The 25,086-nt window shown below is 45.2% G+C and carries 22 protein-coding genes; 9 read left to right on the top strand and 13 right to left on the bottom strand.

What is annotated here, in order from left to right:
* Positions 1 to 84: 84 nt before the first annotated feature.
* The gene (locus H6F77_RS04570) at positions 85 to 1,530 is read left to right on the top strand and encodes an ATP-binding protein (protein WP_190485816.1); all 1,446 of its coding nucleotides are present in this window, start codon (positions 85 to 87) and stop codon (positions 1,528 to 1,530) included.
* Positions 1,531 to 1,711: 181 nt separating this feature from the next.
* Here the strand turns inward: H6F77_RS04570 and H6F77_RS04565 are convergent, their stop codons facing one another.
* Positions 1,712 to 2,257: a GNAT family N-acetyltransferase gene (locus H6F77_RS04565; protein ID WP_190485814.1), complete on the bottom strand. Its 546-nt coding sequence runs from the start codon at positions 2,255 to 2,257 to the stop codon at positions 1,712 to 1,714.
* A gap of 359 nt (positions 2,258 to 2,616) precedes the next feature.
* On the opposite strand from H6F77_RS04565, the gene H6F77_RS04560 reads away from it, so the two are divergent.
* Positions 2,617 to 2,811: a hypothetical protein gene (locus tag H6F77_RS04560; RefSeq protein ID WP_190485812.1), complete on the top strand. Its 195-nt coding sequence runs from the start codon at positions 2,617 to 2,619 to the stop codon at positions 2,809 to 2,811.
* Positions 2,812 to 2,822: 11 nt separating this feature from the next.
* Here H6F77_RS04560 and H6F77_RS04555 read toward each other — a convergent pair whose 3' ends face one another.
* From H6F77_RS04555 to H6F77_RS04545, 3 genes are all read right to left on the bottom strand, one after another.
* Positions 2,823 to 3,008 (bottom strand): hypothetical protein, encoded by a 186-nt coding sequence (locus H6F77_RS04555; RefSeq protein ID WP_190485810.1) that lies wholly within the window; start codon positions 3,006 to 3,008, stop codon positions 2,823 to 2,825.
* A 60-nt stretch (positions 3,009 to 3,068) separates the two neighbouring features.
* Positions 3,069 to 3,545 carry a hypothetical protein gene (locus H6F77_RS04550; protein WP_190485808.1) on the bottom strand — a complete coding sequence of 159 codons (477 nt, stop codon included), beginning with the start codon at positions 3,543 to 3,545 and terminating at the stop codon, positions 3,069 to 3,071.
* 386 nt (positions 3,546 to 3,931) lie between these two features.
* Entirely contained in the window at positions 3,932 to 4,285 is a 354-nt protein-coding gene (locus H6F77_RS04545) for a group I truncated hemoglobin (protein WP_190485806.1), read from the bottom strand.
* 419 nt (positions 4,286 to 4,704) lie between these two features.
* On the opposite strand from H6F77_RS04545, the gene H6F77_RS04540 reads away from it, so the two are divergent.
* Together H6F77_RS04540 and H6F77_RS04535 are read left to right on the top strand one after the other, a co-directional pair.
* Entirely contained in the window at positions 4,705 to 5,229 is a 525-nt protein-coding gene (locus H6F77_RS04540) for a pentapeptide repeat-containing protein (protein WP_190485804.1), read from the top strand.
* A 463-nt stretch (positions 5,230 to 5,692) separates the two neighbouring features.
* Positions 5,693 to 7,057, top strand: a complete 1,365-nt coding sequence (locus H6F77_RS04535) for a hypothetical protein (RefSeq protein WP_190485802.1) — start codon at positions 5,693 to 5,695, stop codon at positions 7,055 to 7,057.
* Between the two features lie 187 nt (positions 7,058 to 7,244).
* Here the strand turns inward: H6F77_RS04535 and H6F77_RS04530 are convergent, their stop codons facing one another.
* Both H6F77_RS04530 and H6F77_RS04525 read right to left on the bottom strand, forming a co-directional pair.
* Positions 7,245 to 11,366, bottom strand: a complete 4,122-nt coding sequence (locus H6F77_RS04530; protein WP_190485800.1) for a non-ribosomal peptide synthetase — start codon at positions 11,364 to 11,366, stop codon at positions 7,245 to 7,247.
* Between the two features lie 10 nt (positions 11,367 to 11,376).
* Positions 11,377 to 12,021: a Uma2 family endonuclease gene (locus H6F77_RS04525; RefSeq protein ID WP_190485798.1), complete on the bottom strand. Its 645-nt coding sequence runs from the start codon at positions 12,019 to 12,021 to the stop codon at positions 11,377 to 11,379.
* Here H6F77_RS04525 and H6F77_RS28225 point away from each other — a divergent pair.
* Positions 12,013 to 12,144, top strand: coding sequence for a hypothetical protein (locus H6F77_RS28225; protein ID WP_255515689.1), 132 nt, complete (start codon positions 12,013 to 12,015; stop codon positions 12,142 to 12,144). The two genes, H6F77_RS04525 and H6F77_RS28225, sit on opposite strands and share 9 nt — an antisense overlap.
* A 56-nt stretch (positions 12,145 to 12,200) precedes the next feature.
* On the opposite strand, the gene H6F77_RS04520 is transcribed toward H6F77_RS28225, so the two are convergent.
* The 3 genes from H6F77_RS04520 to H6F77_RS04510 all read right to left on the bottom strand — a co-directional run bounded on the left by H6F77_RS04520 (position 12,201) and on the right by H6F77_RS04510 (position 15,023).
* Entirely contained in the window at positions 12,201 to 13,217 is a 1,017-nt protein-coding gene (locus H6F77_RS04520) for a pentapeptide repeat-containing protein (RefSeq protein WP_190485796.1), read from the bottom strand.
* Positions 13,218 to 13,400: 183 nt separating this feature from the next.
* Complete coding sequence (locus H6F77_RS04515; RefSeq protein ID WP_190485794.1) at positions 13,401 to 14,777, bottom strand: GH1 family beta-glucosidase; 1,377 nt, start codon at positions 14,775 to 14,777, stop codon at positions 13,401 to 13,403.
* 63 nt (positions 14,778 to 14,840) lie between these two features.
* Entirely contained in the window at positions 14,841 to 15,023 is a 183-nt protein-coding gene (locus tag H6F77_RS04510; RefSeq protein ID WP_190485792.1) for a hypothetical protein, read from the bottom strand.
* 229 nt (positions 15,024 to 15,252) lie between these two features.
* Here H6F77_RS04510 and H6F77_RS04505 point away from each other — a divergent pair, with 229 nt between their 5' ends.
* On the top strand, positions 15,253 to 18,009 hold the full coding sequence (locus tag H6F77_RS04505; protein ID WP_190485790.1) for a GAF domain-containing protein: 2,757 nt from the start codon (positions 15,253 to 15,255) through the stop codon (positions 18,007 to 18,009).
* Positions 17,985 to 18,122, top strand: coding sequence for a hypothetical protein (locus tag H6F77_RS04500; protein ID WP_190485788.1), 138 nt, complete (start codon positions 17,985 to 17,987; stop codon positions 18,120 to 18,122). The genes H6F77_RS04505 and H6F77_RS04500 overlap by 25 nt, the downstream gene beginning before the upstream one ends.
* 16 nt (positions 18,123 to 18,138) lie before the next feature.
* On the opposite strand, the gene H6F77_RS04495 is transcribed toward H6F77_RS04500, so the two are convergent.
* The 4 genes from H6F77_RS04495 to H6F77_RS04480 all read right to left on the bottom strand — a co-directional run bounded on the left by H6F77_RS04495 (position 18,139) and on the right by H6F77_RS04480 (position 21,270).
* Positions 18,139 to 18,537, bottom strand: a complete 399-nt coding sequence (locus tag H6F77_RS04495; RefSeq protein ID WP_190485786.1) for a PleD family two-component system response regulator — start codon at positions 18,535 to 18,537, stop codon at positions 18,139 to 18,141.
* 259 nt (positions 18,538 to 18,796) lie between these two features.
* Positions 18,797 to 19,507 carry a Crp/Fnr family transcriptional regulator gene (locus H6F77_RS04490; RefSeq protein ID WP_190485784.1) on the bottom strand — a complete coding sequence of 237 codons (711 nt, stop codon included), beginning with the start codon at positions 19,505 to 19,507 and terminating at the stop codon, positions 18,797 to 18,799.
* 156 nt (positions 19,508 to 19,663) lie between these two features.
* A complete protein-coding gene (locus tag H6F77_RS04485) occupies positions 19,664 to 20,851 on the bottom strand; it encodes a helix-turn-helix domain-containing protein (RefSeq protein WP_190485782.1) in 1,188 nt (395 codons plus the stop codon).
* A complete protein-coding gene (locus tag H6F77_RS04480; RefSeq protein WP_190485779.1) occupies positions 20,848 to 21,270 on the bottom strand; it encodes a response regulator in 423 nt (140 codons plus the stop codon). The genes H6F77_RS04485 and H6F77_RS04480 overlap by 4 nt, the downstream gene beginning before the upstream one ends.
* A gap of 810 nt (positions 21,271 to 22,080) precedes the next feature.
* Here H6F77_RS04480 and H6F77_RS04475 point away from each other — a divergent pair.
* Both H6F77_RS04475 and H6F77_RS04470 read left to right on the top strand, forming a co-directional pair.
* On the top strand, positions 22,081 to 22,218 hold the full coding sequence (locus tag H6F77_RS04475; RefSeq protein WP_190485778.1) for a hypothetical protein: 138 nt from the start codon (positions 22,081 to 22,083) through the stop codon (positions 22,216 to 22,218).
* Between the two features lie 227 nt (positions 22,219 to 22,445).
* The gene (locus H6F77_RS04470; protein ID WP_190485776.1) at positions 22,446 to 25,079 is read left to right on the top strand and encodes a hybrid sensor histidine kinase/response regulator; all 2,634 of its coding nucleotides are present in this window, start codon (positions 22,446 to 22,448) and stop codon (positions 25,077 to 25,079) included.
* Positions 25,080 to 25,086: the final 7 nt, after the last annotated feature.

Below are 25,086 nucleotides of genomic sequence, written 5' to 3'. Positions count from 1 at the left end.
AAAAATTGACTCCATCGGTGGCGCGGGTTGGATTGAAAGCATTCGCGGCGTCGGCTATCGCTTTCGTCAATCAGAGTCTCAACAGTGAAGTTGCGTTCCTTCCGTATCCGAATAGCTCTATTGTCTGCCGTTCTCGCAGGGAGCGCCATCGTCGGGTTTGGGTTAATCTCTTGGTGGCTGATTTATGAGGCGAAGGTAAGCCGTCTCGATGCAGAACTGGAAAGTCAATTGATGCGGGCAGGTCGTCCGCGATCGCCCGATCGCTGGCAGTCTTATGAAGCCTTTCTCCCTGGTACGTTTGGAACCAATACAGCGATCGCCATGTTGGTCATCGATGCAGATGGTAACGTCCTGTATCGCTCCGAGGAATGGACTGCCGATCTAGATACCAAGAACCTTTGGACATCGCGCCCCCAACTACAGCCCTTTCCACCACCTCATTCCCAGCGACAAACAGCCCCATTTCCAGAGCGATCGCAACCCCCGCCCGATCGACCACCACCCGCGCCTCGATTCGTCACCCAGCGCACAGCAACCGGAACTTGGCGGGTTGGTGCAGTCACAACACCCTTTGCTCAAGTTGCGATCGCAGTAAGTTTAAAGGCGATCGCGCAAGAAATGGTCGTCATCCGCAACATCTTCCTAATTTCAATTCCAGGGGTGCTGCTGCTGGTAGCGGGTGGCGCATGGGCAATTGCTGGCAGCAGTTTGCATTCCATCCGACGGTTAACTAAAGTCATTGGCAATGTCACCGCTAGTGGTTTGGAACAACGAGTCCCCATAGGTGCGACAGATGTTGAATTTGTCGAATTAATTCAAGTTTTTAACCAGATGTTGTCACGTCTGGAACACAGTTTTAAGCAAGCTTCTCGCTTTAGCGCCGATGCTGCACACGAACTCAAGACTCCCCTGGCGATTTTGCAAGGAGAACTGGAACGCACCCTGCAACAAGCGGAACCCGGCTCAGAGGTGCAACAGGGTTTGAGTAATTTGCTCGATGAGGTGCGTCGTCTTAGCGGGATTGTGCGTAAACTGTTGCTGCTTTCCCTAGCCGATGCCGGACAAATGGCTCTGTACCGAGTTGGGGTGGATTTGTCTGGCTTGTTAATTGAGATGTTGGAAGATATCGAACTGCTGGCACCCCATCTAGAGGTTAAAACAGAAATTGCCGAGGGTTTGCGCGTACAAGGCGATCGCGATTTACTCGTTCAGGTCTTGCAAAATTTGATTAGCAACGCCATTAAATACAATTTGCCTGACGGCTGGATTCGGATTAATGCTCGTCGTCAGGGTGCAACCGTATTGATTACCATCAGTAATTGCTCGAAAGAGATTCCAACTGGCGATCGCGATCGCATTTTTGATCGCTTCCATCGCGGCGATCCAGCCCGGACGCGCAAAGTGGAAGGAATTGGATTAGGACTGAGCCTAGCGCGGGAAATTGCGCGATCGCACGGTGGCGATTTGACGCTTGACCCGACATTATCTGGACAGACTGCATTCACCCTAACTTTACCAGTTGGGTTGTAAAAGCATTGCGCTCAAGTCTTAGGACTAGATTCTGCTAATAAAATGCGCTTGATTAACGGTATTTATTAATATGATTTTGGTTTATAATTCTGGGGTTGCAATTGTAAACATAGCTACTGGCAAAACTTCCTAAATCAAAAATGATAATTTTAAAAATGGCTATTTAACGATTAGCCCGCTGTTATTCAACCTTGGCTTCCCATTCCTGTTGCAAAATTGCGTATACAAGCGTATCGTGCCACTTTCCTCGGATGCTGACATTCTCTCGCAACCGACCTTCTTGAGTCATTCCAAGCGTCTGAGCCAACGATACCGCGCCTCTATTATCAGCGATACAGTGTGCGTAAATGCGATGCAGACCAAGCTCTGTAAATCCAAAGCGCAGTAACAGGCGACCCATCTCAAATGGATAATTTCGTCCCCAATATTCAGGAGCCAATTCACACCCAATTTCTGCTTCCCAAGCATCGGCATGACTTTTGCGGAGGCCGCAGTTACCAATCAGCTTATCCTGTTTTTGTAGAGCTACTGCCCACTGATACCTCCATCGTGGCTTTTCCTGCTGCCACTGGAGGAAGTTATTAACGAAGGCACGAGCGTCGGCTTCAGTGCGCCCCACATCTGGATAAAAACGTTGGTATGCGGGGGTAGATTGATAGGCTAAAACGGCAGACCAGTCGGCTTGTGTAAATTCGCGCAGCAGCAGACGCTCGGTTTGAAGAAGCATAAATAAATTCCGAAGTTAAGGACACAAAAATTTACTACTATTAATTATGTTGCAATTGCCGTATAACTTGCTTTTTGACTATAGCAATCATAAATGATTCGTGAAAGCGAGATCCCCGACTTCTCTAAGAAGTCGGGGATCTCAAACCCTAGCATCTCAAAACTCAACTAGGATTGCTATATTCTAGATTGCAACATCTACGCTCAGTTGAGCATCGTAGCTGCGGCGATCGCTTCCACTTTCCCTTAGCCGATGGCGATCGCGCTATCAAAGGTAGCATCAACTTATTTTAGCGAATGCCAATCTAGCCTTAGAAAATATCGCTAAACTGGAATTATTATCGATGTTTTGACAAAGTTATGGGAAGAAAATCTCGCCTCAAACAAATCAAGCGGTCTGCAACTCCAAAACCGTCAGAAGAAACTATTGCAGGATCGTCAAATTTAGATAGCACTCAATTTGTTAAACAGCTAAAACTTGAAGGATACAAATTTGATGCGATCGCGCGATCTCCTGAACTTCCCGATCCAAATCAATCTGCTCCACAGTTGTAGCGCTACTGCTGTTACTTTAAGCCATTTGCATCTTTAGCAATTTCTTTAAGTAGGGCAAGTGCATCCAGACTAAATTCAGGGGGGCGATCGCATTTATGCAAAAAAGATACTACCAGAACTGCTTCGCCTCTACCCAAAATTACTCTAGCGCAACAACAGCCAGCAGGAACAAAACTGGCTGTTGTCGCGACTGGCATTTTTCCGATTAAACCAAACTGTAGTAAATCGGTTGCCAGAAAAGCAGTATCGAAAAAGGTTTATTTTTTATTAGCAAATACTTGGACGCATCCCTGCAAACCTTTTTTAGCAAAATTAGGTGCTTGGTCAAACTTGAGTTTATAGTAAGAACTTAAGTTGAGGGGATTCCTTGGTACAAAATTGCCTTGAGCGTTTGATTCGCCTAGCGGCACGTACTGCACGGTAACGTTAGTAATTGTAGTCCGGCTAGCAGTTCCCTTAAAGCAAGTTGGTTCTCCAGGAACTGGATACTTCATTCCTGTTATCGTGCCACCTGTTTTACGGAAAATAACGTAATCACCACCGGATTTATAAGGCAAACGTGATGAGCCGTAAAAATAGTTACCGTTAGGTAGACTAGAAATTGCCTGTTTAGTTTGCTTGGTTGGGGCTGATGAAGACTGTGCAAAAACTGGTAGCCAGTTAGTAGCTAAAATTCCTATAGCTACAACCCCAAAGCTAACTATTCCTGTGCCCTTGATTAAGTTTTTCTTCATTTTTCAATTCTCAGCGCTATTTCTAGGTACGACACAAGCACGTTGGCTGTAGTTCCACGAGCAAAGAGCTAAATTACTACTGTCAGATTCTGGATAGACCGCGATCGCTTCATGGCGCCGCCCAAGATGAGAAACGAAGGGTCTACCTGAATTTTGTCTTTGCTGGCGCGTTCAAATAAAAGCGAATATTAATAGCTGTCTACAACAGTTCTGCCAAATTCTATATCTTGTGCGTTGGGTGATATGCCGGACTTATTGCCTGTTCGCTGCTGGATAGAAGAGGAAATTAGAAAAATAGCTGAATTAGGGGCACAGGATAGATATTTATGGTAAGCGATCGCTGCTATTCCCAACCTGTTGAAAATTCAATAGATTGGGCTTTGGGTTTACTTGTATAAAACAGCATCTTTTAAACTCGCAACGTGTCCGAGTGCTGTGTTAATATCTTCTTGCGGTACTCCATGTGCAGCCATTGCCTCGCCCAGATGCTTGGCGATCGCATCAAAGTGTTGCGGCTGCAAATTCAAACCTTCGTGCGCTTTTTCCATCGAACGGCCTGAGTATTGAGGGCCACCAAGGGCAAAGGAAATAAAAGCAGTTTGATGACGACGCTGTTTTTCCATATCTGTATGAACGAAAAACGAACTAACTGTATCGTCTGCCAAAACAAGCTTATAAAAATCATCCACTACGCCCGCAACGGCTGCTTGTCCGCCAATCTTCTCGTATAAACTCGTCATTGTACGTTTATCCTTTTATGGAGTTTTCCTCCAAAATTATATCTATGCGTTTTTTACATTGGTTTCTAAAGTAACAAATATTCGCAGGCGATCGCTGTCACCTCTCCCCTTTCTCTAGTACCTTCTAGTCTTCACCGCCAAATAGCTAGAGAGGGCTTATCCGCGCTAACACATTACAATTAATTGCCCCGTTATGATATCGAGGAGTTGGGCTTAAGAGGGGTACAACTTGTGAAAAAATTCTTAAGATTTTTCACATCCCTGGTTTCAGGTTTGGTGATTTCAGCTTCTGGTAGTTGTCCGGTAGGGATGTTTTTTATTTGGAGGTTGATGTCGCATAGAATTTCCGTTTTTAGTAAAACGGACTAAATATTAGTTGCGCTAGATTTGAGCCTAGAAACCAAATTGGAGGTTAAATTATGGCTTGGAAAATCACTGCTGAGGAATTGTTGGCTAGGTATGCTGATGGAGAGCGCGATTTTCGAGGGATTGAGTTGATCCAATCCGAGGGCGTTCCCCAGGATTGTATGATTGACCTCGAAGGGGCTATTTTGCGAGATATTAACTTGCGTGGAGCCTATTTGAGACAAGCTTATTTGAGAGGAGCCGATTTGACTGGAGCCGATTTGTTTGGTGTTTCCTTGGAAAGAGCTTGGTTGAAGCACGCTATTATCAGGGATGCTAATTTGTATTCCGCCAACTTGCGTTGGTGTGATTTGACTGGAGCCGATTTGGGAGGAACCAACTTGGCTCAGATGAATGCTACTCGTGCTATCTTCTGTGGAGCCAACATCAGGAGTTTCGAGTTCGCTATTCTGATTAGAACTAACTTCAGAGATGCTTACATCAGTCCCAATATTATTTGGAGTTATGGTAACTTTGTTTACGAAACCATTATGCCCGATGGCAGTATCAAAAACGGTCCCTTTTTCGGAGAGTTTTAGTTCATCTTCAGAGGCAGCCATGAGGGACGCAGGTTTAATGACATTTAGTTTCAGCTTTAGCCCCAAGTAACACATATTAGTAACTATTGGGGCATCGGCACCGCTGTAGATTGCTGCAATGGCCTCAGTTTGCCAGGTATGGGAAGTCAGCAATAACCCCATTGGGTAGGCTTTGCTTAATCGCTTGAATGGCAGCAATCCCGTCCATGTGGGGCATCCTTGCATCCCTCACAACTATATCGGTCGCCGATGCCCGCAGACCCCTTTAAGACGCTTCTCTGAACTTGTAACGAATGGGAAGGGCAGTACAACCGACAGTAGCTAAAAATACCACGCCCAAACCCAGAACTACTTTAGGGTATGACTATGTAACCGACTCCGGAATCTTAATAAGTGGCACATGGCGTTTTGCAAACGCCTTTGATACCATGCAGAAAAATCAGGGAAACCAGGGAGAGCAAAGGTGGAGCAACAAGCCGATAGCAAACGGTGCTTGGATTGTTTACTGGGGGCAATCAAGGAGCTAAAGGGTCACGTCGATGCTACTCAACTCGAAGAGACAGCCGAGCTGATTATCCAAACAATGACTGGCCCCTGGCGTTATTTTCATACTCCAGAACACATTTTTGAGGTGGGTGGGTCGGTCGATGCCATTGAGGTCTTGGCAGCTTTGTTTCACGATCTTGTTTACGTGCAAGTCGATCAGGGCGTGAGTCTCAATATCAGCTGTTACATTTCGCCTTTTGTCAAAGAGGTGCGCGGACAGCTAGTGATTCGCGAGCTTTCGCAACTGCCAAACGATCGTATGTTTGAAATTGTAGCGGCGGTGTTTGGGTTTGTTCCCGCTCAGCCGCTATCTCCATTTTCAGGGCAAAACGAATTTCTAAGTGCAATTGTTGCTGCCAAAGCTTTAGAGTTTTTCCTCACACCTGATATCATCGCTGAGATAGCAGCTTGTATTGAGGCGACGATTCCTTTTCGTCCGAAGCTGGAATCTGGTTTAACTCCTAGCGATCTTCTGTACCAGCGCTTAATTAAGGCTAACGAGCAGTTTAATTTTGGATGGACAGATGCCAAAACTTGTGAAGTAGTCAAGCGCTCAGTCCGATTATCGAACCGGGATGTGGAGAATTTTGCCTATCCTAATTCTGCCGATTTTCTGGACAATACGTGGAATCTGTTACCCGAAACTAACCACGAATTGTTACACCGCAATGCCTACACGGTTCATGGATTCCGCAGATCCTTGCAAAAGATGGAAGGATTTATGAATTTCCTTAAACCGGAATTGGTGTTCCAACAGTTCATGGGAGAGCCGGATGACCAAACATACTTGGCTCTTGCTTCTAGAACTAGAAAGAACATGGAAGTGGCCAAGCTTTATCTAGGAATTAAGCTGATCACGATCGCCATTTTGGAAGCGCTTTCTTATCGTTTGGGAAGAGATATTCCCCTTTCTACATTGATGGGTGAACTACCTTCACCGGGTATTTTGACGCCAGCGTTAGACCATTTTCTGCCAGATATCGCGAGAGCGTGTGAGCCACAAACTGCTCTAGAAAGGGAGGTATTGGAACTGTTAAATAAGGGGCGAAATCGGGATTCGGCTTATGATATTAAAAACTCACCAGTATCTACCTTTATCATCAAATCTATCGGGTTTACCTCTAGCGGATACCTACTCAAGCAATCTAAAGAGTTCTTTGCTGGAAATATTTCTGCTGGTGAATTTTTGTCAGAGTGTGATGGTGATGTGGTGAGTAAAATTGCTGAAGGAGTGGCGCAACTTTTTGAAAGTCGCGCTTCTGCTTTGCGTGGATTTCGCTAAAGTTTGGTTTAAGTAGATAAGTTCTATACAATTGAAATCCTATAAAAAATTCCTCCTTGCGGTCATTTCAAGTCGTCGGGGGTAAGCGATCGCGTGTCAAAATTATGTAGCGATCGCATAGTTTCTAATGCCTTAAAATATATGGGGAAAAGTAAACTGCGCGGCGGCTGCAACCATCGGTGCAGGGTCAGTGCGGTAAGATTGCAACCGGGCGAGTCGTTGCTTTTTCAATACAATCTTTTAGTTGTTCTGCGAGAACCGTTACATGGGGTTTTCTCAGCATAGTTAGGTGATTCCCTGGAACCATCTTAAGTTCCACTCCTCCCGTCGTTAGAGCGCTCCAGCCCATAGTTGCATCCCCAGTAACTTTACCCGATTTTTCGCTGCTTTTAAAAAGAATAATATTATCCTGGTAAACCTTTGGTAGGTAACTCAATGTTGCCTCGCTGTTGGCTTGGAATACGCGAAGCATAGGACGAATAGTTAATTCGTTTAAAATCCGCTGCTTAGATTCATCAGGCATGAGGCTAGCTAGAGCGGCTCTTCCCAATATGGATTGCCGCGACTCATTTTTTATTAATTTGTGAAATAACTTATTTAAATTAGGAAATTTAGGCTTATTTCCACCAACAAGTAGATAAACATAATCGATAAAGAAAGGCCATAGCGATCGCATCGCTGTGGTAAAAAGAAACTTCAACCCATCCCAAAAGGAAGGTTTATTGGCTGGTATTGGTGCAGCGGTGTCAAGTATAGCAAGTAGACCTACTTCATGACCCGCTTGCTGCAATTGTTGAGCCATTTCAAAAGCAACCAAACCTCCAAAAGACCAACCACCCAGAAAATAAGGCCCTTTCGGCTGAACTGCACGCAACGCCTCAATATAATAAGCCGCCATATCTTTAATGTTAGTTAATGGAGTTAAGTCGCCGTCAAGTCCCTTTGGTTGTAGTGCGTAAAATGGTTGATTCGTACCCAAATTATAGGCTAATTCGTAGTAAGGAAAAACAACACCAAAGATGGGATGAACGCAGAAAAAAGGTGGATTTAAACCTTTAGGCTGAATTGCCACTAAAGGCGACCAAGGCTGAGAGCCGCTTTTTGAATCGATAGTATTTGCTAAAGTTTCGACCGTTGGATTCAAAAACAGAGAAGACAGGGGTATATCCCGTTCAAACTGTTTTTGCATTTGCTCCATGAGGCGGATAGACAGCAGCGAATCTCCTCCCAAGTCGAAGAAGTTATCATAAATTCCTACACGTTCTATGTTAAGGGCTTCAGCCCATATTTTTGCAACTGTTGACTCGGTTGGGGTACGAGGAGCAACAAATTCTTTATCTAGTGTTTGGCTAACAGAATAATCCGGCGCAGGTAAATTAAGGCGATCTACTTTGCCATTAGGTGTTATTGGGAGAGAATCTAACACAATAAAAGCTGAAGGTATCATGTAATCGGGTAATTTTTGTTTGATGCGAGCGCGTAATTCTTCCGATTTTAGATTTTGGATTTTAGATTCTGCATTAATGAGTTTATCGTCAGGTACGACGTAAGCTACTAACCGCTTGTTAACAGATGCATCTTCTCTAGCAATTACTACAGCTTCTCGCACGCCAGGATGCTGGCTCAAAACTGCTTCTATCTCTCCCAATTCGATGCGAAAACCGCGAATTTTTACTTGTTCGTCTATACGACCTAAAAACTCAATATTGCCGTCTGGTCGATAACGACCTAAGTCTCCAGTTTTATAAATTTTAGAAACGCGATCGCTAGCCTCTGTACAATAGATAAAAGGATTAATAATAAACTTCTCAGCAGTTAGATCGGGACGGTTTATATATCCTCGCGACAATCCTTCACCGCCGATGTATAATTCGCCAGTAATCCCAATGGGTACGGGCTGTAAATTAGCGTCTAATATATAAATTTGAGTGTTATAAATTGGGCGACCAATGGGCGGAGTTATGCTGCGATCGCTTATTTCTGCAATAGTAGCCCATACAGTTGTTTCAGTTGGCCCGTAAGCATTAAAAAAACGACGCCCGGAGAGCAACCAGCGTTTTACAATATCCTTAGAGCAAGCTTCTCCTGCGGCGATAATAGTTTGTAATGCGGGAAGTTCTACTGTAGGTAAAACTGCAAGTACCGCAGGCGGAAGCGTGACGTGGGTAATATAATTTTTCTGCAATAGCTGAATTAATGGTTGTCCAGGTAAAAGCAATTCTTTTTTAGCTAAATAGAGTGTTGCTCCCGAACGCAGCGCCATAACAATCTCGAAAATTGAAGCATCAAAACTTAGCGATGCAAATTGCAGAATTCTGTTATTTGGCTTTACGTTAAAAGTTTTAATTTGAGCTTCTGCTAAGTTGGATAATCCTCGGTGCGCGATCTGAACGCCTTTCGGTTTCCCTGTTGATCCAGAAGTATAGATTACATAAGCTAGGTTGTCAGGTGTTAGGTTGTTAGTTAGATTGTGGTGGTCTTGTTGTGCGATTATTTCGCTATCTGTATCTAAGCAAACTACAGCTATATCGTGCTGGAGATTCCCCCAAATTCCCTTAAAAAGGGGAGCTAATATAGAATCAGTTAATAAGAGCGATACTTGAGAATCTTGCACCATGAAGCTGAGGCGTTCTTGAGGATAAGTAGGATCTAGAGGTAGATATGCTCCTCCAGCTTTGAGGATAGCTAATAGTCCTACTATCATTTCTATAGAACGCTCTAAGCAAAGGCCAACTAAAACATCTGGGACTACCCCTAATTGTTGCAGGTAGCGTGCAAGTTGGTTAGCGCGGCTGTTTAGTTCGCGATAGGTTAATTTCTTGTCTTCAAAAATGAGAGCGATCGCATCAGGAGTTTCCTCTACTTGCGATTCAAACAACTGATGGAAACACTGTTCAATTTTGAATTTTGGATTTTGTGTTTTTGATTGATGGTAATTGAAGTTTACCAGTAATTGATGCCGCTCTGCGTTGGTTAAAATTGGTAATTCACACAAACGCTGCTCTGGATTAGCAACGACCCCTTCTAGGAGTATTTGGAAATGTCCCAGCATGCGGGTAATGGTAGCATCATCAAATAAATCAGTGCTATAAATTATCTGTCCTCTCAAACCTTCTGGAGATTCCCACATATGGAACTCCAGATCTAACTTTGCGCTAGGGTTGTCAAAGTCCAATTGCGAGAGCGTAAGGCCAGGTAACTCTAGCACTTCAATTGGTGTATTTTGCAGGCTGAATGCAACTTGAAATAATGGATGATAGCTCAGGTTGCGTTCTGGATGCAGTTCCTCTACAAGCTTCTCAAAAGGTAAGTCTTGATGGGCATAGGCTCCTAGCGTTACCTCCCGTACTCTGTCCAGCAATTCCACAAATTTGGGGTTGCCTGATAAGTCGGTACGCAACACTAAATTATTAACAAAAAAACCAATTAAACCTTCTATCTCGCTGCGGTTGCGATTAGCAATTGGGGAACCGATAGCAATATCTGTTTGCTGCGTGTAGCGGTAGAGTAAGGTTTGAAATGCTGCCAAAAGAGTCATGAAGGGAGTAACACCTTGGCGCTGCGAAAGTGCTTCTAATTCCGCACTCAAACTTTTAGGTAATTCCAAAAATTGCGCCGCACCTTGGTAAGTTGGAGTAGCAGGGCGCGATCGCTCGGTGGGCAAATTTAGCAGGGGAAGATTGTCTAATTGCTGCTTCCAATAAGCTAATTGAGTCTCTAGGACTTCACCTTGCAGCCACTCGCGTTGCCAATCGGCAAAGTCTGCATATTGGATGGGCAATTCTGGTAAGGGCGATCGCTCTTTATTTGCAAAGGCTGCATACAGCGTTCCTATTTCCCGAATTAGCACCCCAATTGACCAGCCATCAGAGATAATGTGATGCAGATTCAGGAGGAGTACATATTCTGAGGAGTCTAGCTGTAACAGCATCACTCGCAGTAACGAATCCTGAGATAAATCGAAAGGACGCGATCGCTCCTCATTTGCTATTCGTCGAGTTTCAGCTTGCTGTTCCGTTGCTGAGAAATTCTGCAAATCTACAAGAGGCAAAGGTATGGTTAATTGGGGAGCAATTACTTGAACAAGTTCCCCTTCCAGCATCCTAAAATTAGTACGCAAAGCTTCATGGCGACGCACAATTTCATTGAACGTCTCCTCCAGCGCCGAAGCATTGAGCGAACCCGTCAGGCGAAGCGCTGCGGACACATTGTAGAAACAATTGCCTGGAAATAGACGATCGAGAAACCATAATCTCTGCTGGGCAAATGATGCCGGGAATACAAAAACTTCTGCTTCTTCAGCTTTCATTTTATTGTTGCTATTGGGGAAGCGCCCCAATTCTAAATATCTGTTCAACAGTCAAATTTAACTCTGGAAACGCTGGTGACTCGATGCGTGAAGCGAAGCTATCCGCGCTAGCGGAATCGCTACCCCTAAATTGGCTCACTTGGTATTCACCCTCAACCATTGAGTAAACCGAAATAGTAGGTTGCTTAGGGTTGCCAATAAATCGCCTACCGCCTAATCCCAGGTAATCAAAAATCCAGTATTCCGGAACACCAATTTCTTCATAATCCGCCACTTTAAGTAGGTAATCATCCCGCCAATTGGTACGGACTACTTCAATTACTAGGGGAATTGATGCACCTTGAGTAACAGTTGAATATTTTTTCCATAACGGTTCCGCCGCTAGGTTAGTCCGATTTAGTATTAGTACATCTGGTAAATAACCTGATTCTTTTTCTGGCGGCTTGACTAGCGCTTGATTGGGTATGAAGTAGGGAACATTTAATCGGTCAAACTCTATGGTCAATTTTGTTGCCAAAAAACCTTTGACTTCTTCATGTTCTCCTGTAGGCTGTATTTCAATAATCACCCCGTCATGTAGTTCATAGCGCCCCGGTTCGGGCTTCCACTCTAGAAAGCCTTCAAATGCAATCGGTTTGGGTAAGGCTTGAGTCATGGCTTGCTGCTTTCCCAGGATAAATCTTGTTCTGATTTTAGTGTATTGGTGGTGCTGAGTCTGATTGAGAGAGATGCGATCGCCTGTACTGGTTGTCTTTTTGCGATCGCAATGACTTCATAGCAACATGAAATTTCAATAATGCCCGAAAGACAAAACCTCTACTCTTTAATCAGTATTTAATTCTTTTTTATTACCCGTAAGACAGTTATTGGTTTCGGGGTTGTAATATTTGGCATAATTGCTCCTTTAAGTTCAGCTCCTTTGAGATTTGTATTTACAAGAATGGCTTCGGTGAGATTAGCTTGCAATAGGTAACTATTACTGAAGTCAGCATCTTTGAGGTCAGCCCTGCTGAGATTTGCTCCAATAAAGTTTGCTCTAAATAAATAACTTTCCCCAAGGTTAGTTGTAGCTCCACAGAGGTCAGCCTCACGGAGGTCAGCCATCCAGAAGTAAGCTCCAGTAAGATTAGCCCCACGTAGGCGAGCTTTACGAAGGTCAGCAAAACTGAATTCAGCCTCACTAAGGTTGGCTTCACTAAGGTCAGCCTCTGCGAGATTAGCTGTATGGAAGTGTGACTTGTGGAAGCTAGATCCACTAAGATTAGCGCCAGCTAGGTTAGCTTTGTTGAAGTCAGCAAAACTGAAGTTAGCTTTGCTAAGGATAGCTCCACTCAAGTTAGCTTTGTTGAACAAAACACGCTTAGAGTCAGCTTGTTCAGGGCTAGCGTCAGCTTCGCGCAGTCCACCTATAGCCTCAGTGAGGTTAGCTACAGTAAGGTTAGCCTTACTGAACCTAGCACCAAGGAGGTTAGCGCCAGTGAGGTCAGCTCCAGTGAGGTCAGCTCCAGTGAGGTCAGCTCCAGTGAGGTCAACTCTGCTAAGATTGGCTTCTGTGAGGTTAGCTCTACGAAGCTCGGCTCCAGCAAGGTTAGCTCCGCTAAAGTTGGTTTGGCTAAAGTTGGCTCCACTGAAGTGAGCTGTGCTGATTTTAACTTCTCTGGATTCAGTCTTGCTAACCGCATCCGAGCTGGAGTTACCTAAGATGAAGTCAAGGTTGCAGATACTCTGAAAGACATTTTGGCTAAAGACATTTTGGCTGAAGTCTGGTAAAATCTGCGGGTTTCTTCTTCTCCACTCATTCCAGCTATTTACACCCCGCTGAAGTAGAGCTAGGTGTTCCTCATTCGCCATAGCGATAACATCCCACTAAATAGAACTTTGATAGTTATTTTAGCCGTTTACTTCTGTTTGCTATTGCTGTCTTTCAAGTTTTCAACTATTTTAGAGAGTTGCGCGATCGCAACGAAGAGCGCCGTCATGCGATCGCATATCTACCACTTGCATAAGTATGCTAATCGTGCGAACTATTTCGTCTCAAACCACCCTATTCTGGCGAATGCACTCTGCATACCAATTAAAACTCGCTTTCGGAATGCGTTCTTGCGTCTTGTAATCGACATAGGTAATTCCAAAGCGGCGAGTATAACCCTGCTCCCACTCAAAGTTATCCATGAAACTCCACAAGAAATAACCCTTCAAAGGATACCCCTCATTAACTGCTCGATGAGCCGCTTTTAAATGTTGCCGCAGATAGAAAATGCGGTCTATGTCCATTACTTCGCCTTTAGCGTTAACTTCGTCTTGAGTAGCGCAGCCATTTTCAGTAATCAAGAGGGGCAAATCTTTACGCCCAAGCACTTCGCTGATATTACGAATGCCCCAATACATACCTTCAGGAACGATATTCAGCCAAGGCATATTAAGTCGCGGATAGCTCTTGGGTAAAGCGAGGAATTCATACCCATCTTTATTATCAGCAGCACGTACATAATGGCCAGTGTAATTATTAATACCCAGCGCTTCAAGTGGCTGATTAATTGTTTCTAAATCGCCTGAATGAATATCAGGAGCATCCGCTCCCAACTGCTCTAATATGATGGGGCTGTAAGCACCAGTGATGGCGGGAAAAATGATACCGCCGTTGAACCAGGTGACATGAAAAGCCTTCTGCGCTGCTGCTACATCAGCGGCTGACTCGGTGAGGGGAACCGATACGCCGATATCAGCCACGAGGGCAACAGAACAGGAACCGGGCGAGGCTGCACGGATAGCCTGACAGCCCAAACCGTGAGCTAATAGAGCGTTGTGACAAGTCTGCCATACTTCTTTGAGAGAGGTGACAATAGTGCCGGGAGCCTTGGTGGGTTGGTGGTTTGCAGCATAGCCGACATGAGTAAATTGAGAGATTTCGTTAATTGTCATCCAGTTGGTGACGCGATCGCCCAACCGACTGACAACAGCAGTTGCATAATCAGCGAAATCTGAAGCCATCTCTCGGCTGCGCCAAGAACCGTACAAGTCTTCTAGTGCTTGAGGACTGTCCCAATGAAATAGGGTAGCGTGTGGTGTAATTCCGTTCTCGACCAAGCAATCAACTAAGCGCTTGTAAAAATCTATCCCCTGCTCGTTCACTTTTCCGCGACCGTCAGGAATAATACGGGGCCAAGCGATGCTGAAGCGGTAATGCTTGATGCCCAGTTTTGCCATCAGTTCTATGTCTGATTTGTAGCGGTGGTAGTGGTCGCAAGCAACAGCGCCCGAACTGCCATCCTCAATAAGTCCGGGGATGCTACTGAATGTATCCCACACGCTGGGTTTGCGATCGCCAACTGATGCTGCTCCCTCTATTTGATAGGCGGAGGTAGCAACTCCCCACATAAAGTTTTCTGGAAATTGGTAGCTAGTTTGCATCTTTTTGCTTGCAACTTATAATGGGGCACTTGTAGCAATAAGTTCAGGAATGGTAGTCATTGCCTATACCTCACTGAACCAATACCAAACCAGTTTAATCAATCGCGACGCTTCATTATCAACTGTTAATGCTGTCGCGTATCCTAAAACTGGCTGAGGGCTTTTTCTATCGAAAATTTTTGGCTTCAACATCAGGTTAGCATCGGGTAAAAAAGAGCGATCGCGTTTTTTTTGTGCTTCTTTCATAACAAATATGCGAATCCCCATTTGCTAGTTCGCGCTATTTTCTTTAATAATTTAGTTGATTTTAAATGGTCTTTATAAACTTTTTTTGGGTCTTTCCTAGAGCTTTCTTTTAATTTTATTAATTTATTTCAATAATTTATAACTTTCTTTACAATACTTGGCTTATTCTAAAAATAAAGATGATATTAAAATTAAGTTTTATAAGCATCAGCCTTAAGGCATATAAAGAATGAAAATCGCTGAGAATACAGAAGAGCTACAGCAAGGTCTAGATCGGGAAGTTTTGCTGCATCGGATCGCCAACCGAGTTCGGCAATCTCTAGAATTAGCAGAAATCTTAACGGCTACTGTAGCAGAAATCCGGTCATTCTTAGGAACAGACCGAGTTATGGTGTATCGATTTCATGCCAATGGCAGTGGGGAGGTAATTGCTGAAGCGATAAATCCAAATCGCCTCTCATCCCTGCTAGGTCTGAATTTTCCAGCAGATGATATTCCTGTTCGCGTCCGCGATTTATTTGTTAAAACTCGTCAGCGCTCGATTGTAAATGTTGCGTCGCAGCAGATTGGCATGAGTCCCCTAGACTGTTCAGAAACAGGAAAACCTTTGAATGCCGATATTAAGTATAGACCAGCAGACTCATGCCACATTCAATATTTAACAGCAATGGGGGTAAAATTTTCTTTGGCTGTGCCGATTCTGTATCGCGAACAACTGTGGGGGTTGTTGGTGTCTCATCACTGCGAACCGCGTTCGATAACAGATGCAGAAATGGAATTGGTGCAGCGAGTGGCAGATCAGATGTCGATTGCGATCGCGCAGTCAACTCTCCTCAGCCAAACCCGAGAAAAAGCGCAGCGTGAAGCTACTATTAACCGAGTGGCAACTATACTTCACACCTTGCAAACGCCTCCATTGCAAACTGCTTTAGAGGAAATTGTTGCTGTACTGCAAGGTTGCGGCGGCAGACTTTATATAAACGCGGATAACATCTTATCAGCACAGTTATATAGCTGCGGTTTGCAACCAATAATAGCTAGCCAAAGGGAAGATAATTCGCTCGATCGGCATCCGGTATGGCAGAAATGGATAAGTAAATGTTTAAAGCATACTCATCTAGAGCTAGCTGTTGGGGGAAGCGGCGTTCCTTGGCTAATTAGAGATATATATAACGAAATCGAGCTGCAAGGTTTGGCGGAAATATTCCGCGATCGCGGGATTCGGAGCCTGTTGGTTATCCCTCTTTTTTACTCTCAGCAATCGCTCGGTTATTTGACGATTTTTAGCCAAGAGATTACCACAGAAATATTATGGGCGGGACGCTTTGACTCTACTAGCCAACAAATGCAACCTCGCCAATCCTTTGAAGCATGGCGAGAGTTTAAAAGCGGCCAACCCCGCGAGTGGACTGCTGGAGAAATTGAACTGGCTCAAGCTTTAGGCAACCATTTTTCGATGGCGATCCAACAGCACCAGCTTTACCAACAGGTGCAGGCTTTAAACGCCAATTTAGAGCATCAAGTCAAACAGCGGACGCATGAATTGCAGCAATCTTTGGAATTAGCTAAAGTTCTTAAGCAAGTTACCAACCAAATTCGCAGTACTTTAGATTTACCAACTATCTTGCAAACTATTGTCCAAGAGATTCGGAAATTATTAAACACAAATAGAGTGATAGTTTACCGCTTCTTACAGAGTTGGGAAGGCAAAGTATTGGTCGAAGATGTGACAGATAAAAACCTGTCTATTTTAGGACAAATCTACGAGCCGAATTGCTTCCCGGTGGAGTATACCTATCAGTATCAAGCGGGAAGAGTTAGAGCTATTAATAATATACTTGAGGCAGGTTTGAGCGCCTGTCATATAGAATTTTTACAGAAAATTCAGGTAAAAGCTAACCTAGTCGTACCGATAAGGAGAAGCGATCGCCTGTGGGGGTTGCTGATTGCCCATGAGTGTGACGCTCCCAGAAATTGGCACAATTATGAACTTGATTTGTTGCAACAGTTAGCAGATCAAGCCGCGATCGCTATTCATCAAGCAGAACTATACGAACAAAGCCGCGCTGCTGCTGCTACAGCCACGCAAAAAGCCGAACACTTAGAGTTTGCTCTGGATGCTTTGCAAAGAACCCAAGCTCAATTGATTCAAACCGAAAAAATGTCGAGTTTAGGTCAGTTAGTAGCTGGTATTGCTCACGAAATTAACAACCCTGTAACTTTCATTAATGGCAATATTGACTACATTAAGGAATATACGCATCATTTGCTAAGTCTCCTGGAACTTTACCAACAAGATTACCCTAAGCCTACTCCTAGAATTTTGGAACGAATTGACGACATTGAGTTAGAGTTTTTAATCCAAGATCTACCTAAGATGCTGTCATCAATGAAAGTTGGCGCTGACCGCATCGGGCAATTAGTGTTGTCTTTACGGAATTTTTCCCGGCTGGATGAGTCTGCAAGGAAGCCAGTTAATATCCACGAAGGCATAGATAGCACTTTAGTAATTTTGCAACATCGACTTACTGCAAAGCCAAACTACCCCGCGATTAACCTTGTAAAAGAATATGGTAAATTGCCTTTAATCGAGTGCTATGCAGGGCAGTTGAATCAGGTATTTATGAATGTTTTAAGCAATGCGATTGATGCGTTGGAGCAACACGATGAAAAGAGAACGCCCGCAGAAATTAAAACTTCACCCAGTCAAATTACTATTAGCACGGAAATTAAAAATCAGGATGAGGGAGCCACGTCTCTTTCTTCAGTTGTAATTCGGATAAGAGATAATGGCCCCGGCATAGCGGAAGCGGTACGAGGGAGAATTTTTAATCCATTTTTTACTACTAAGCCTGTGGGCAAGGGAACAGGGTTAGGGTTGTCTATCAGCTATCAAATAGTGGTGGAAAAACACGGTGGGGTATTAAGATGTATGTCGCAACCAGGTCAGGGTACTGAGTTTTGGATCGAGATTCCTTTCCAATAGAGGACGGGAAGATTGGGGGATTTAGTAGGAATTGTTTGGGAGCGATCGCGCTAATTGTCCCTCCAGCATACTCAAGGAAATCCCGCGATCGCCACGCCGCACCATTTCCTTGAGCTTATTAGGCTGCGTCTATACCGGACAAAGACATTGCAAAAGATTCATCAACTGTTCCGCATCCTCTAGGTAGGTCACGTACTCGCTTTCGCCCACCTTAACGTTCTTGCCTTCCATATCCTCCCCGTAGCGTTCAGCAGTGACGACAATCGGCGTACTGCTGGGGAGTTCCGCGCATTCGCGGATGCGCCGCCCCATATTCACAAACTCGTCTATCGATAGGTTGACTTGGTTGAGCAAAATTAACTTAGGGCGATCGCGTCCACCACGCGCTAAGGCGATCGCGTCTTCTTCCTCTAGCCCCACAATTACCCTGTAGCCTTGGCTGCAAAGGTTATGCTTCAGGATCGGGCGCGTATCATCATCCATTTCGACTAACAGTATTGTTGGTGAGGCATCTTTTTCCTGGATCATTTATTTCTTGTTTGCTCCTCTGGTGACACTCTTCTCTCCAGGCTGAGGAAGAGACATATGTTACAGCCTGAAGAGACTTAATTTGTACGCGATGGCACTTGCTAACACAGCTTGGCCCTTCACACGATCGGCTGAAAAAGTTTTTGGGGTCTGAAGCCTCGCCCTTTATGGGCGAGGCTTCAGACCCGCGTTTACCTTTTCGCCTTCTCCTTTGCCTTTTTCAGTTTCTGCCCCACTACAGAAGGTAATAAAGATCTGATCAGCCATCTCTATTTTTTCCTCCAAGCAAGCGATCGTATTCCTCTCTAAGAACATGGAAACACTCGCACGAAGCCGCTTCCAACCCCTGCTGGTCTAAGATATGGACGTGACCTCGCTGATACCGGATGACACCCTTCTCCTGAAGCTTTTGGGCAGCTTGAGTGACGCCAGCGCGGCGCACGCCCAGCATATGGCCGAGGAACTCCTGCGTCAGCTTAAGGTCGTCCGTGTCAGCCCGGTCTTGCGCTTCGAGCAGCCAGCGTGCCAAGCGTTGGTCTAGAACGTGGAGGCTGTTGCAGGCGGTGGTCTGCGAGATCTGCGCGATCAGTGCTTGCGTGTAGCGCAGCAGCACGTCGCGCAAATTCTTATTGCGATCGAACTCCTCCAGCAGCAGTTCTGCATCCACCTTGATGGCACTGCCCGCCATCTGGACGATGTATTCGGTCTGCGTAGTCTCCCTTCCGCCCATGAAGGCATTGACGCCGATTACTTCACGGTTGCCGATTAAACCCGCCTCAACCGTAGCGCCGTCAAGCATCGTGACGGTGATCGAGAGCAGGCAATCGATGGGGAAATAGAGATTTTTGATAGTCTCGCCCGGATGGTGGAGTATCGTGCCCTGTTCCAGCGAAACTTGCTTCAGGTCAGGGGCGAGTTTGGCGTATAAATCACGGCATATGTTGGCAAGCAGGCGGTTTTCACGAGGCATATGGAAAAGTGTCAGGCTACACAAGTAATTAGAACTCTTTCAAGCGATTTTTGCTACGCAAAAATCGCTTGAAAGAGTTCTTCACACCCTCTGTGCAAAAAGTTCCAGATAAGTTCGTCAGGGTCTAAGCCACAGGAGTGCCGATCTTTAGCTGTCCTATGCCTTTAAAACTATGTGATGTTGAGAGTCCATACTCAGCTTGTTTTGCTGCTGTAGTTGACTAAGCAACCGGGTGATGGTGACTCGGGTTGTGCAGCAGGCATTAGCAAGGTCTTCATGTGTTAGACGAACGCTCAACCGAGTGCCATTCGCTACAGGTTGCCCAATTTCCTCTTTTAACAACTTTAATAAACTCTCCAAGCGGTCTGCGACTCGTACTTGTCCGTAAACAGCTAGCAGCAATTCGGTTTGTTTTAGTCGTTGGCTAATTTGGGGTAAAAGGCGCTGCTTGAGTTTAGGAGACGCCGCGAAGTCGTTGCATGGAATGCACCATAGCTGAGTATCGGCCAGAGCGGTTGCCTGATAGAGTGGCAGGGCAGTCAAGCTAGAACCAAAGGGGGCTGAGGCACCTGCTAACCCAACCAACACTTCTTGGCCCTTATCAGAAAATGTTGTTAGTTTGACCAAGCCTGAACGAACCTGCCAAATCACGTTAGGGTTTAAAGGAATGATTTCCCCTTTGTGATAGACCTGCAAACGGTAGCCGAGATCGTCATAGTTTTCAGGTTTTTCTGATACTTCGACCTGGCTGCGATTGTCGCTGCGCGTTCCCCCAAAAGCATCGCTCGATTGGCGCAACAGCCAGCGCACGGTCATCGGTTGGTTTGCTTGCTGGCGGTTTACCTCTACGAGGACGCTGGCATTAAACGTCTCGCTTTGATAAGGCTGCAAGCGGATCTGCCACTCCTGTTTCCAAGATCTTTGCGGGAGCCGCTGCAACTCAGCCTCAAACGCTTGCTGAGTTTCACGAGTTACAAAAGCTTTTATCGACTTACCAATCAGCAAAGATTGCGGGATCTTAAGCAACTTGGTAGCTGCCGAATTCGCTTCCTGAATTATTCCTGCTGCATCTGTTAGCAGGTAAGCATCGGGAATAAACTCCAACAATACTTGGTGTTCCTGACGTTCGGCTTCCAAACTCTGGTCAGCCAATGATAACTTCCGATTCTGTTGGTGCAGCATTTCTGCTGCTACCTCAAGTCGCTCCGATGCAACACCCAGTTCTTTGAGAGCAGATGGTAGTAAAGCAGGCGGTAGTGAAGAGGATATGTCGATTCCTTGATAGAGGATCGTTAAGCGCTCAGACATCGCTTCTACTTGTTGAGCAAAGACAGTGGTATTCATGTAGGTACCGTTTGAAATTGTTTATTAAAAATTAGGCAAGCAACTGTTTTTATTAATTCGTCGATGTCGAAAGGTTTGGATAAGTGTTTGTAAAAGCCGACCGATAGAGCCTGGGAGCGATCGCTCTCCATTGCATATGCTGTTAGGGCGATCGCTGGAATCTCCGATCGCCCGCTCTCAAGGGCTTTCACCCGGCGCATCAGCGAGTAGCCATCTTCTTTGGGCAAGCCAAGTTCGCTGATCAGGAGGTCTGGTGTAATGTGTTTGAGGATTTCTATAGCCTCGCCTACCGATGTTGCCCCAATCGTTTTAACGCCATACTCTTCAAACACCAGTGTCAGTAAATATCTAGAATCAGGATCGTTATCAACAACGAGGACTTGCAGCCCATCAAGCGGTGGCAAAGATTGATAACACATCACCTGAAGATATTTCCTCTATATAATACAAAGTTGTCAAATGAAGCAGACAACATTCGTCTACGGTTCTGTACGCGGACAAATGCGAGTAATTGTTATTACTCGATTAGTACCTTTAGCCGAGGCTGAGAATTTCTCTAATTTAGTTAGGTGAACAAGAGCAACGAGTATAGTGCAATACTTTAGAGTCTAATAGCCGCCGATGTTCTTTCAGGATAAGTGAGTTTACAATTGAGTTCAGTACGGTTTCGTACTAAAAAACAATGATTTATCAAGCATATCTTTATTTGCACCGATACCCATGCAAGTGAACAATCCCAAAGCCAAGACTGGTATGGATTGCTATAGCTAAAAGATGAAAAATTTTGAGAAGTGGACAGAAGTTAATATGGGCCGATCGGATTAAGGTTAGTTTATCCTTAGAAGTTGAGCAAAATGGCATGGCTGCGATTTATGCCTCAATTACTCTACCCACGCGCAACTCACGCTATCTGGAGACAAGCGGAGTTATCAGCACGCTTAAGCCAAGAAACGTTAGCGCAGCTTTTTGTAGGGTTCGCCTGCGTTATTCCCCTTCTACAATGACAAATATGGTGCTAATTAGACGGATTTAATTATTTGTAGAATGGCTAGAGCGCCAGTGAAAGCTATCAAATTACATTAAATGTTGGTTTTTGTACCTTAATGCAACCTATAAGATGAAATGATTGAATTCAGTTCTATTACAACTCTAAGTAACAAGCGCTACAACAAGTTACACTAGGGAAGCGTTGGCGCGAAAGATCTAAAGGCAAAAAGCAAAAGATAAGAATGACTGTTAGGCTAGCTCTATATTGCAAATGCACTCCAAGAACCAATCCTATCAGGGCGCTTCAAAACTTTTTGGGAGTGACTGTAGACAAATTAAATCTGAAACAGGTTATTGTAGAAGCGATCGCCGCAAACTAACTGTTCATTAAAACCATAGCGTTGCAGAGCAAAAGATGCAGTAAAGAAAAATAATTTCTTTAGAACTATTGATTGCCCCTTTATCAATCTTGAGGTAGCTGACGAAAGTTTACTGGGTTATATAAAGTTCTATCTGCTTAAATATATTTCAACAAGTAAAGCTGTATCGGAACAAAGAATAGTCGAGCGGGCACATAATTATGACACACTCCTCAATCCCTCTAACAATGCCTGACTTTAAGACTTTGTTTGAGTCAGCACCAGGCTTGTATTTAGTATTGACGCCGGATTTTACTATCGTGGCGGCGAGCGATGCTTACTTGCGTGCAACGATGACGAAACGCGAGGAAATTATGGGGCGTCAAGTCTTTGATGCCTTCCCTGACAATCCTGAAGATCCCAACGCTAAGGGGGTCAGCAATCTGCGAAACTCGCTGAAGCGGGTGCTACAGAATCGGGCTTCAGACACTATGGCGATCCAGAAGTATGACATTCGCCGTCCCGAATCTGAGGGGGGTGGATTTGAGGAGAGATACTGGAGTGTCGTCAACTCGCCAGTTTTTGGCGCGGACAACCAGGTTGCCTATATCTTTAATTATGTTGAGGATATCAGCGAGTTCATCAGGCTCAAGCAGCAGGAAATCGAGCAGCAAAAGCTAAATGAAAAGCTGCAAAGCCGTGCGGTGCAGATGGAAGCTGAGATTTATCTGAGGTTGCAGGAGTTACAAGAGGTCAACCTACGGCTGCTAGCAGCGAACGAAGAACTGGCAAAGGCACGCGATCAAGCGCAAGAGGAACAGGAGAGAAGCATAAGTATCTTGGAAAGCATCAATGATGCGTTTGTGGCTTTAGATAACCAGTGGCGAATTACCTATATCAACAGAGAGGCGGCGAGGCTTACCGGGAAAAAGCCAGAAGAATTCATTGGCAAAACTCACTGGGAAGTTTGGCCTTGGTCAGTAGGACAGCGAGTTGAGCAAGAATATCGTCGCGCGATCGCCGATGGGGTGGCTGTACATTTTGAGCAGTTCTACGAGCCGTTAAGCATATGGTTGGAGATCCATGCTTATCCTTACAAAGACGGGCTTGGCATTTATTTCCGGGATATTACCAGCCGCAAGGAAGCAGAGCAAGAGCGCGAACGCCTGCTGGCACAAGAGCTGCAACATACAACGCGATTACAAAAGCTGGCGCTAGCTTCGCTTGCTATCAACTCGGCTGTTTCAACCGAAGACGTGCTAAGAGCGATCGCGCAACAAGCACAGGAAATTATCCTAGCACACCAGTCAGTCACGAGTATGACTATCGATCAAAACTGGACGCAGGCTATCAATTGTGTCTTGCTCTCGGATAAGTATGCAGCGTGGCGAGACTATGATGAAAAGACTGATGGCTCTGGTATTTACGCTTGTGTCTGCCATGCAAATCGTCCGATGCGGATGACTCAAGCGCAACTCGAAGCTCATCCAAAATGGCAAGGGTTTGGCAAGCATGCTGACAAGCATCCGCCGATGCGCGGTTGGCTTGCGGCACCGCTTGTAGGGCGAGACGGACGAAACATTGGTTTGATCCAGCTATCGGATAAGTATGAGGGCGAGTTTACCGAAGAAGATGAAGCCATCATCGTGCAGCTAGCACAGATGGGAGCGGTGGCGATCGAGAATAGACGGTTGTACGAAGCTGAACAGATAGCACGCACTCAGGCTGAGTCAGCCAACCGAGTCAAGGATGAGTTTTTGGCAGTGCTTTCCCACGAATTGCGATCGCCGCTCAACCCAATTTTGGGTTGGGCAAAGCTGCTGCGATCGCGCAAATATGATGCCGCTACTACTGCTCGCGCTCTTGAGATAATCGAGCGCAACGCCACTTTGCAGACGCAATTAATTGAAGATTTGCTGGATGTTTCACGCATCATGCAGGGAAAAATCAGCTTGAATGCGTTTCCGGTTAATCTAGCATCAATCATTGAAGCAGCGATAGATACTATGCGGTTAGCTGCTGAAGCTAAGTCGATTCAAATTGAGGCGCTGGTTCATTCGACTAGAGCAATAGTTTCCGGCGATGGGAACCGATTGCAGCAAGTTGTCTGGAATTTGCTCTCTAATGCGATTAAGTTCACCCCGCAAGGAGGGCGTATAGAAATTTTACTTGAGACTATAGGTTCGTTTGCTCAAATTCAAGTTAAGGACACAGGCAAAGGCATTACTGAAGAATTTCTACCTTATGTTTTTGATTACTTCCGCCAAGCTGATAGCACTATTACTAGGAAATTTGGCGGATTAGGGTTGGGATTAGCAATCGTGCGTCACTTGGTAGAATTGCATGGCGGTAATGTCAGCGTGGAAAGTCTTGGAGAAGGACTTGGGACAACGTTTACCGTAAAACTGCCACTTTATAACAGTTTGGGGAAAGGAGATTCGACCGAAAATTTGGAAAATATAAACTCTTCAGACTTTCCTTTTTCCTCTTCTCTGGCTGGCGTGCGCGTACTTGTAGTAGATGATGAGCCAGATACGCGAGAATTTGTAACTTTTGCGCTCGAACAGTCTGGCGCTAAGACGAGCGCCGCTGCATCAACAGGTGAAGCGCTTGAGGCAATTAAGTCGTTTAGGCCAGATGTAATAGTAAGCGATATCGGCATGCCAGAAGAAGACGGTTACAGTTTTATCGGCAAAGTGCGATCGCTAGCTCCAAAACTTGGAGGAACCATTCCAGCGATCGCCCTAACAGCTTACGCTAGAGAGGAAGACCGCTTGCAAGCTCTTTCAGCAGGTTTCCAGATGCACGTAGCGAAACCAATAGAGCCAGACGATTTGGTTGCTATAGTTGCAAGCTTGGCTGGACGTACCAGAACAACTTAAAGGCGAC

This window comes from Microcoleus sp. FACHB-831, from assembly GCF_014695585.1.
Classification (GTDB): Bacteria; Cyanobacteriota; Cyanobacteriia; order Cyanobacteriales; family FACHB-T130; genus FACHB-831.
Note: the sequence above shows the minus strand (reverse complement) of the source record. Positions and strands in the feature narration are given on the sequence as shown.

Coding starts and splice junctions, on each gene's coding strand:
- H6F77_RS04485 (WP_190485782.1), bottom strand. CDS start 20,851: ATGAATACCACTGTCTTTGCTCAACAAGTAGAAGCGATGTCTGAGCGC.
- H6F77_RS04475 (WP_190485778.1), top strand. CDS start 22,081: ATGACTGTTAGGCTAGCTCTATATTGCAAATGCACTCCAAGAACCAAT.
- H6F77_RS04520 (WP_190485796.1), bottom strand. CDS start 13,217: ATGGCGAATGAGGAACACCTAGCTCTACTTCAGCGGGGTGTAAATAGC.
- H6F77_RS04565 (WP_190485814.1), bottom strand. CDS start 2,257: ATGCTTCTTCAAACCGAGCGTCTGCTGCTGCGCGAATTTACACAAGCC.
- H6F77_RS04505 (WP_190485790.1), top strand. CDS start 15,253: ATGAAAATCGCTGAGAATACAGAAGAGCTACAGCAAGGTCTAGATCGG.
- H6F77_RS04495 (WP_190485786.1), bottom strand. CDS start 18,537: ATGATCCAGGAAAAAGATGCCTCACCAACAATACTGTTAGTCGAAATG.
- H6F77_RS04510 (WP_190485792.1), bottom strand. CDS start 15,023: ATGAAAGAAGCACAAAAAAAACGCGATCGCTCTTTTTTACCCGATGCT.
- H6F77_RS04530 (WP_190485800.1), bottom strand. CDS start 11,366: ATGAAAGCTGAAGAAGCAGAAGTTTTTGTATTCCCGGCATCATTTGCC.
- H6F77_RS04540 (WP_190485804.1), top strand. CDS start 4,705: ATGGCTTGGAAAATCACTGCTGAGGAATTGTTGGCTAGGTATGCTGAT.
- H6F77_RS04560 (WP_190485812.1), top strand. CDS start 2,617: ATGGGAAGAAAATCTCGCCTCAAACAAATCAAGCGGTCTGCAACTCCA.
- H6F77_RS04490 (WP_190485784.1), bottom strand. CDS start 19,507: ATGCCTCGTGAAAACCGCCTGCTTGCCAACATATGCCGTGATTTATAC.
- H6F77_RS04550 (WP_190485808.1), bottom strand. CDS start 3,545: ATGAAGAAAAACTTAATCAAGGGCACAGGAATAGTTAGCTTTGGGGTT.
- H6F77_RS04515 (WP_190485794.1), bottom strand. CDS start 14,777: ATGCAAACTAGCTACCAATTTCCAGAAAACTTTATGTGGGGAGTTGCT.
- H6F77_RS04470 (WP_190485776.1), top strand. CDS start 22,446: ATGCCTGACTTTAAGACTTTGTTTGAGTCAGCACCAGGCTTGTATTTA.
- H6F77_RS04555 (WP_190485810.1), bottom strand. CDS start 3,008: ATGCCAGTCGCGACAACAGCCAGTTTTGTTCCTGCTGGCTGTTGTTGC.
- H6F77_RS04545 (WP_190485806.1), bottom strand. CDS start 4,285: ATGACGAGTTTATACGAGAAGATTGGCGGACAAGCAGCCGTTGCGGGC.
- H6F77_RS04480 (WP_190485779.1), bottom strand. CDS start 21,270: ATGTGTTATCAATCTTTGCCACCGCTTGATGGGCTGCAAGTCCTCGTT.
- H6F77_RS04525 (WP_190485798.1), bottom strand. CDS start 12,021: ATGACTCAAGCCTTACCCAAACCGATTGCATTTGAAGGCTTTCTAGAG.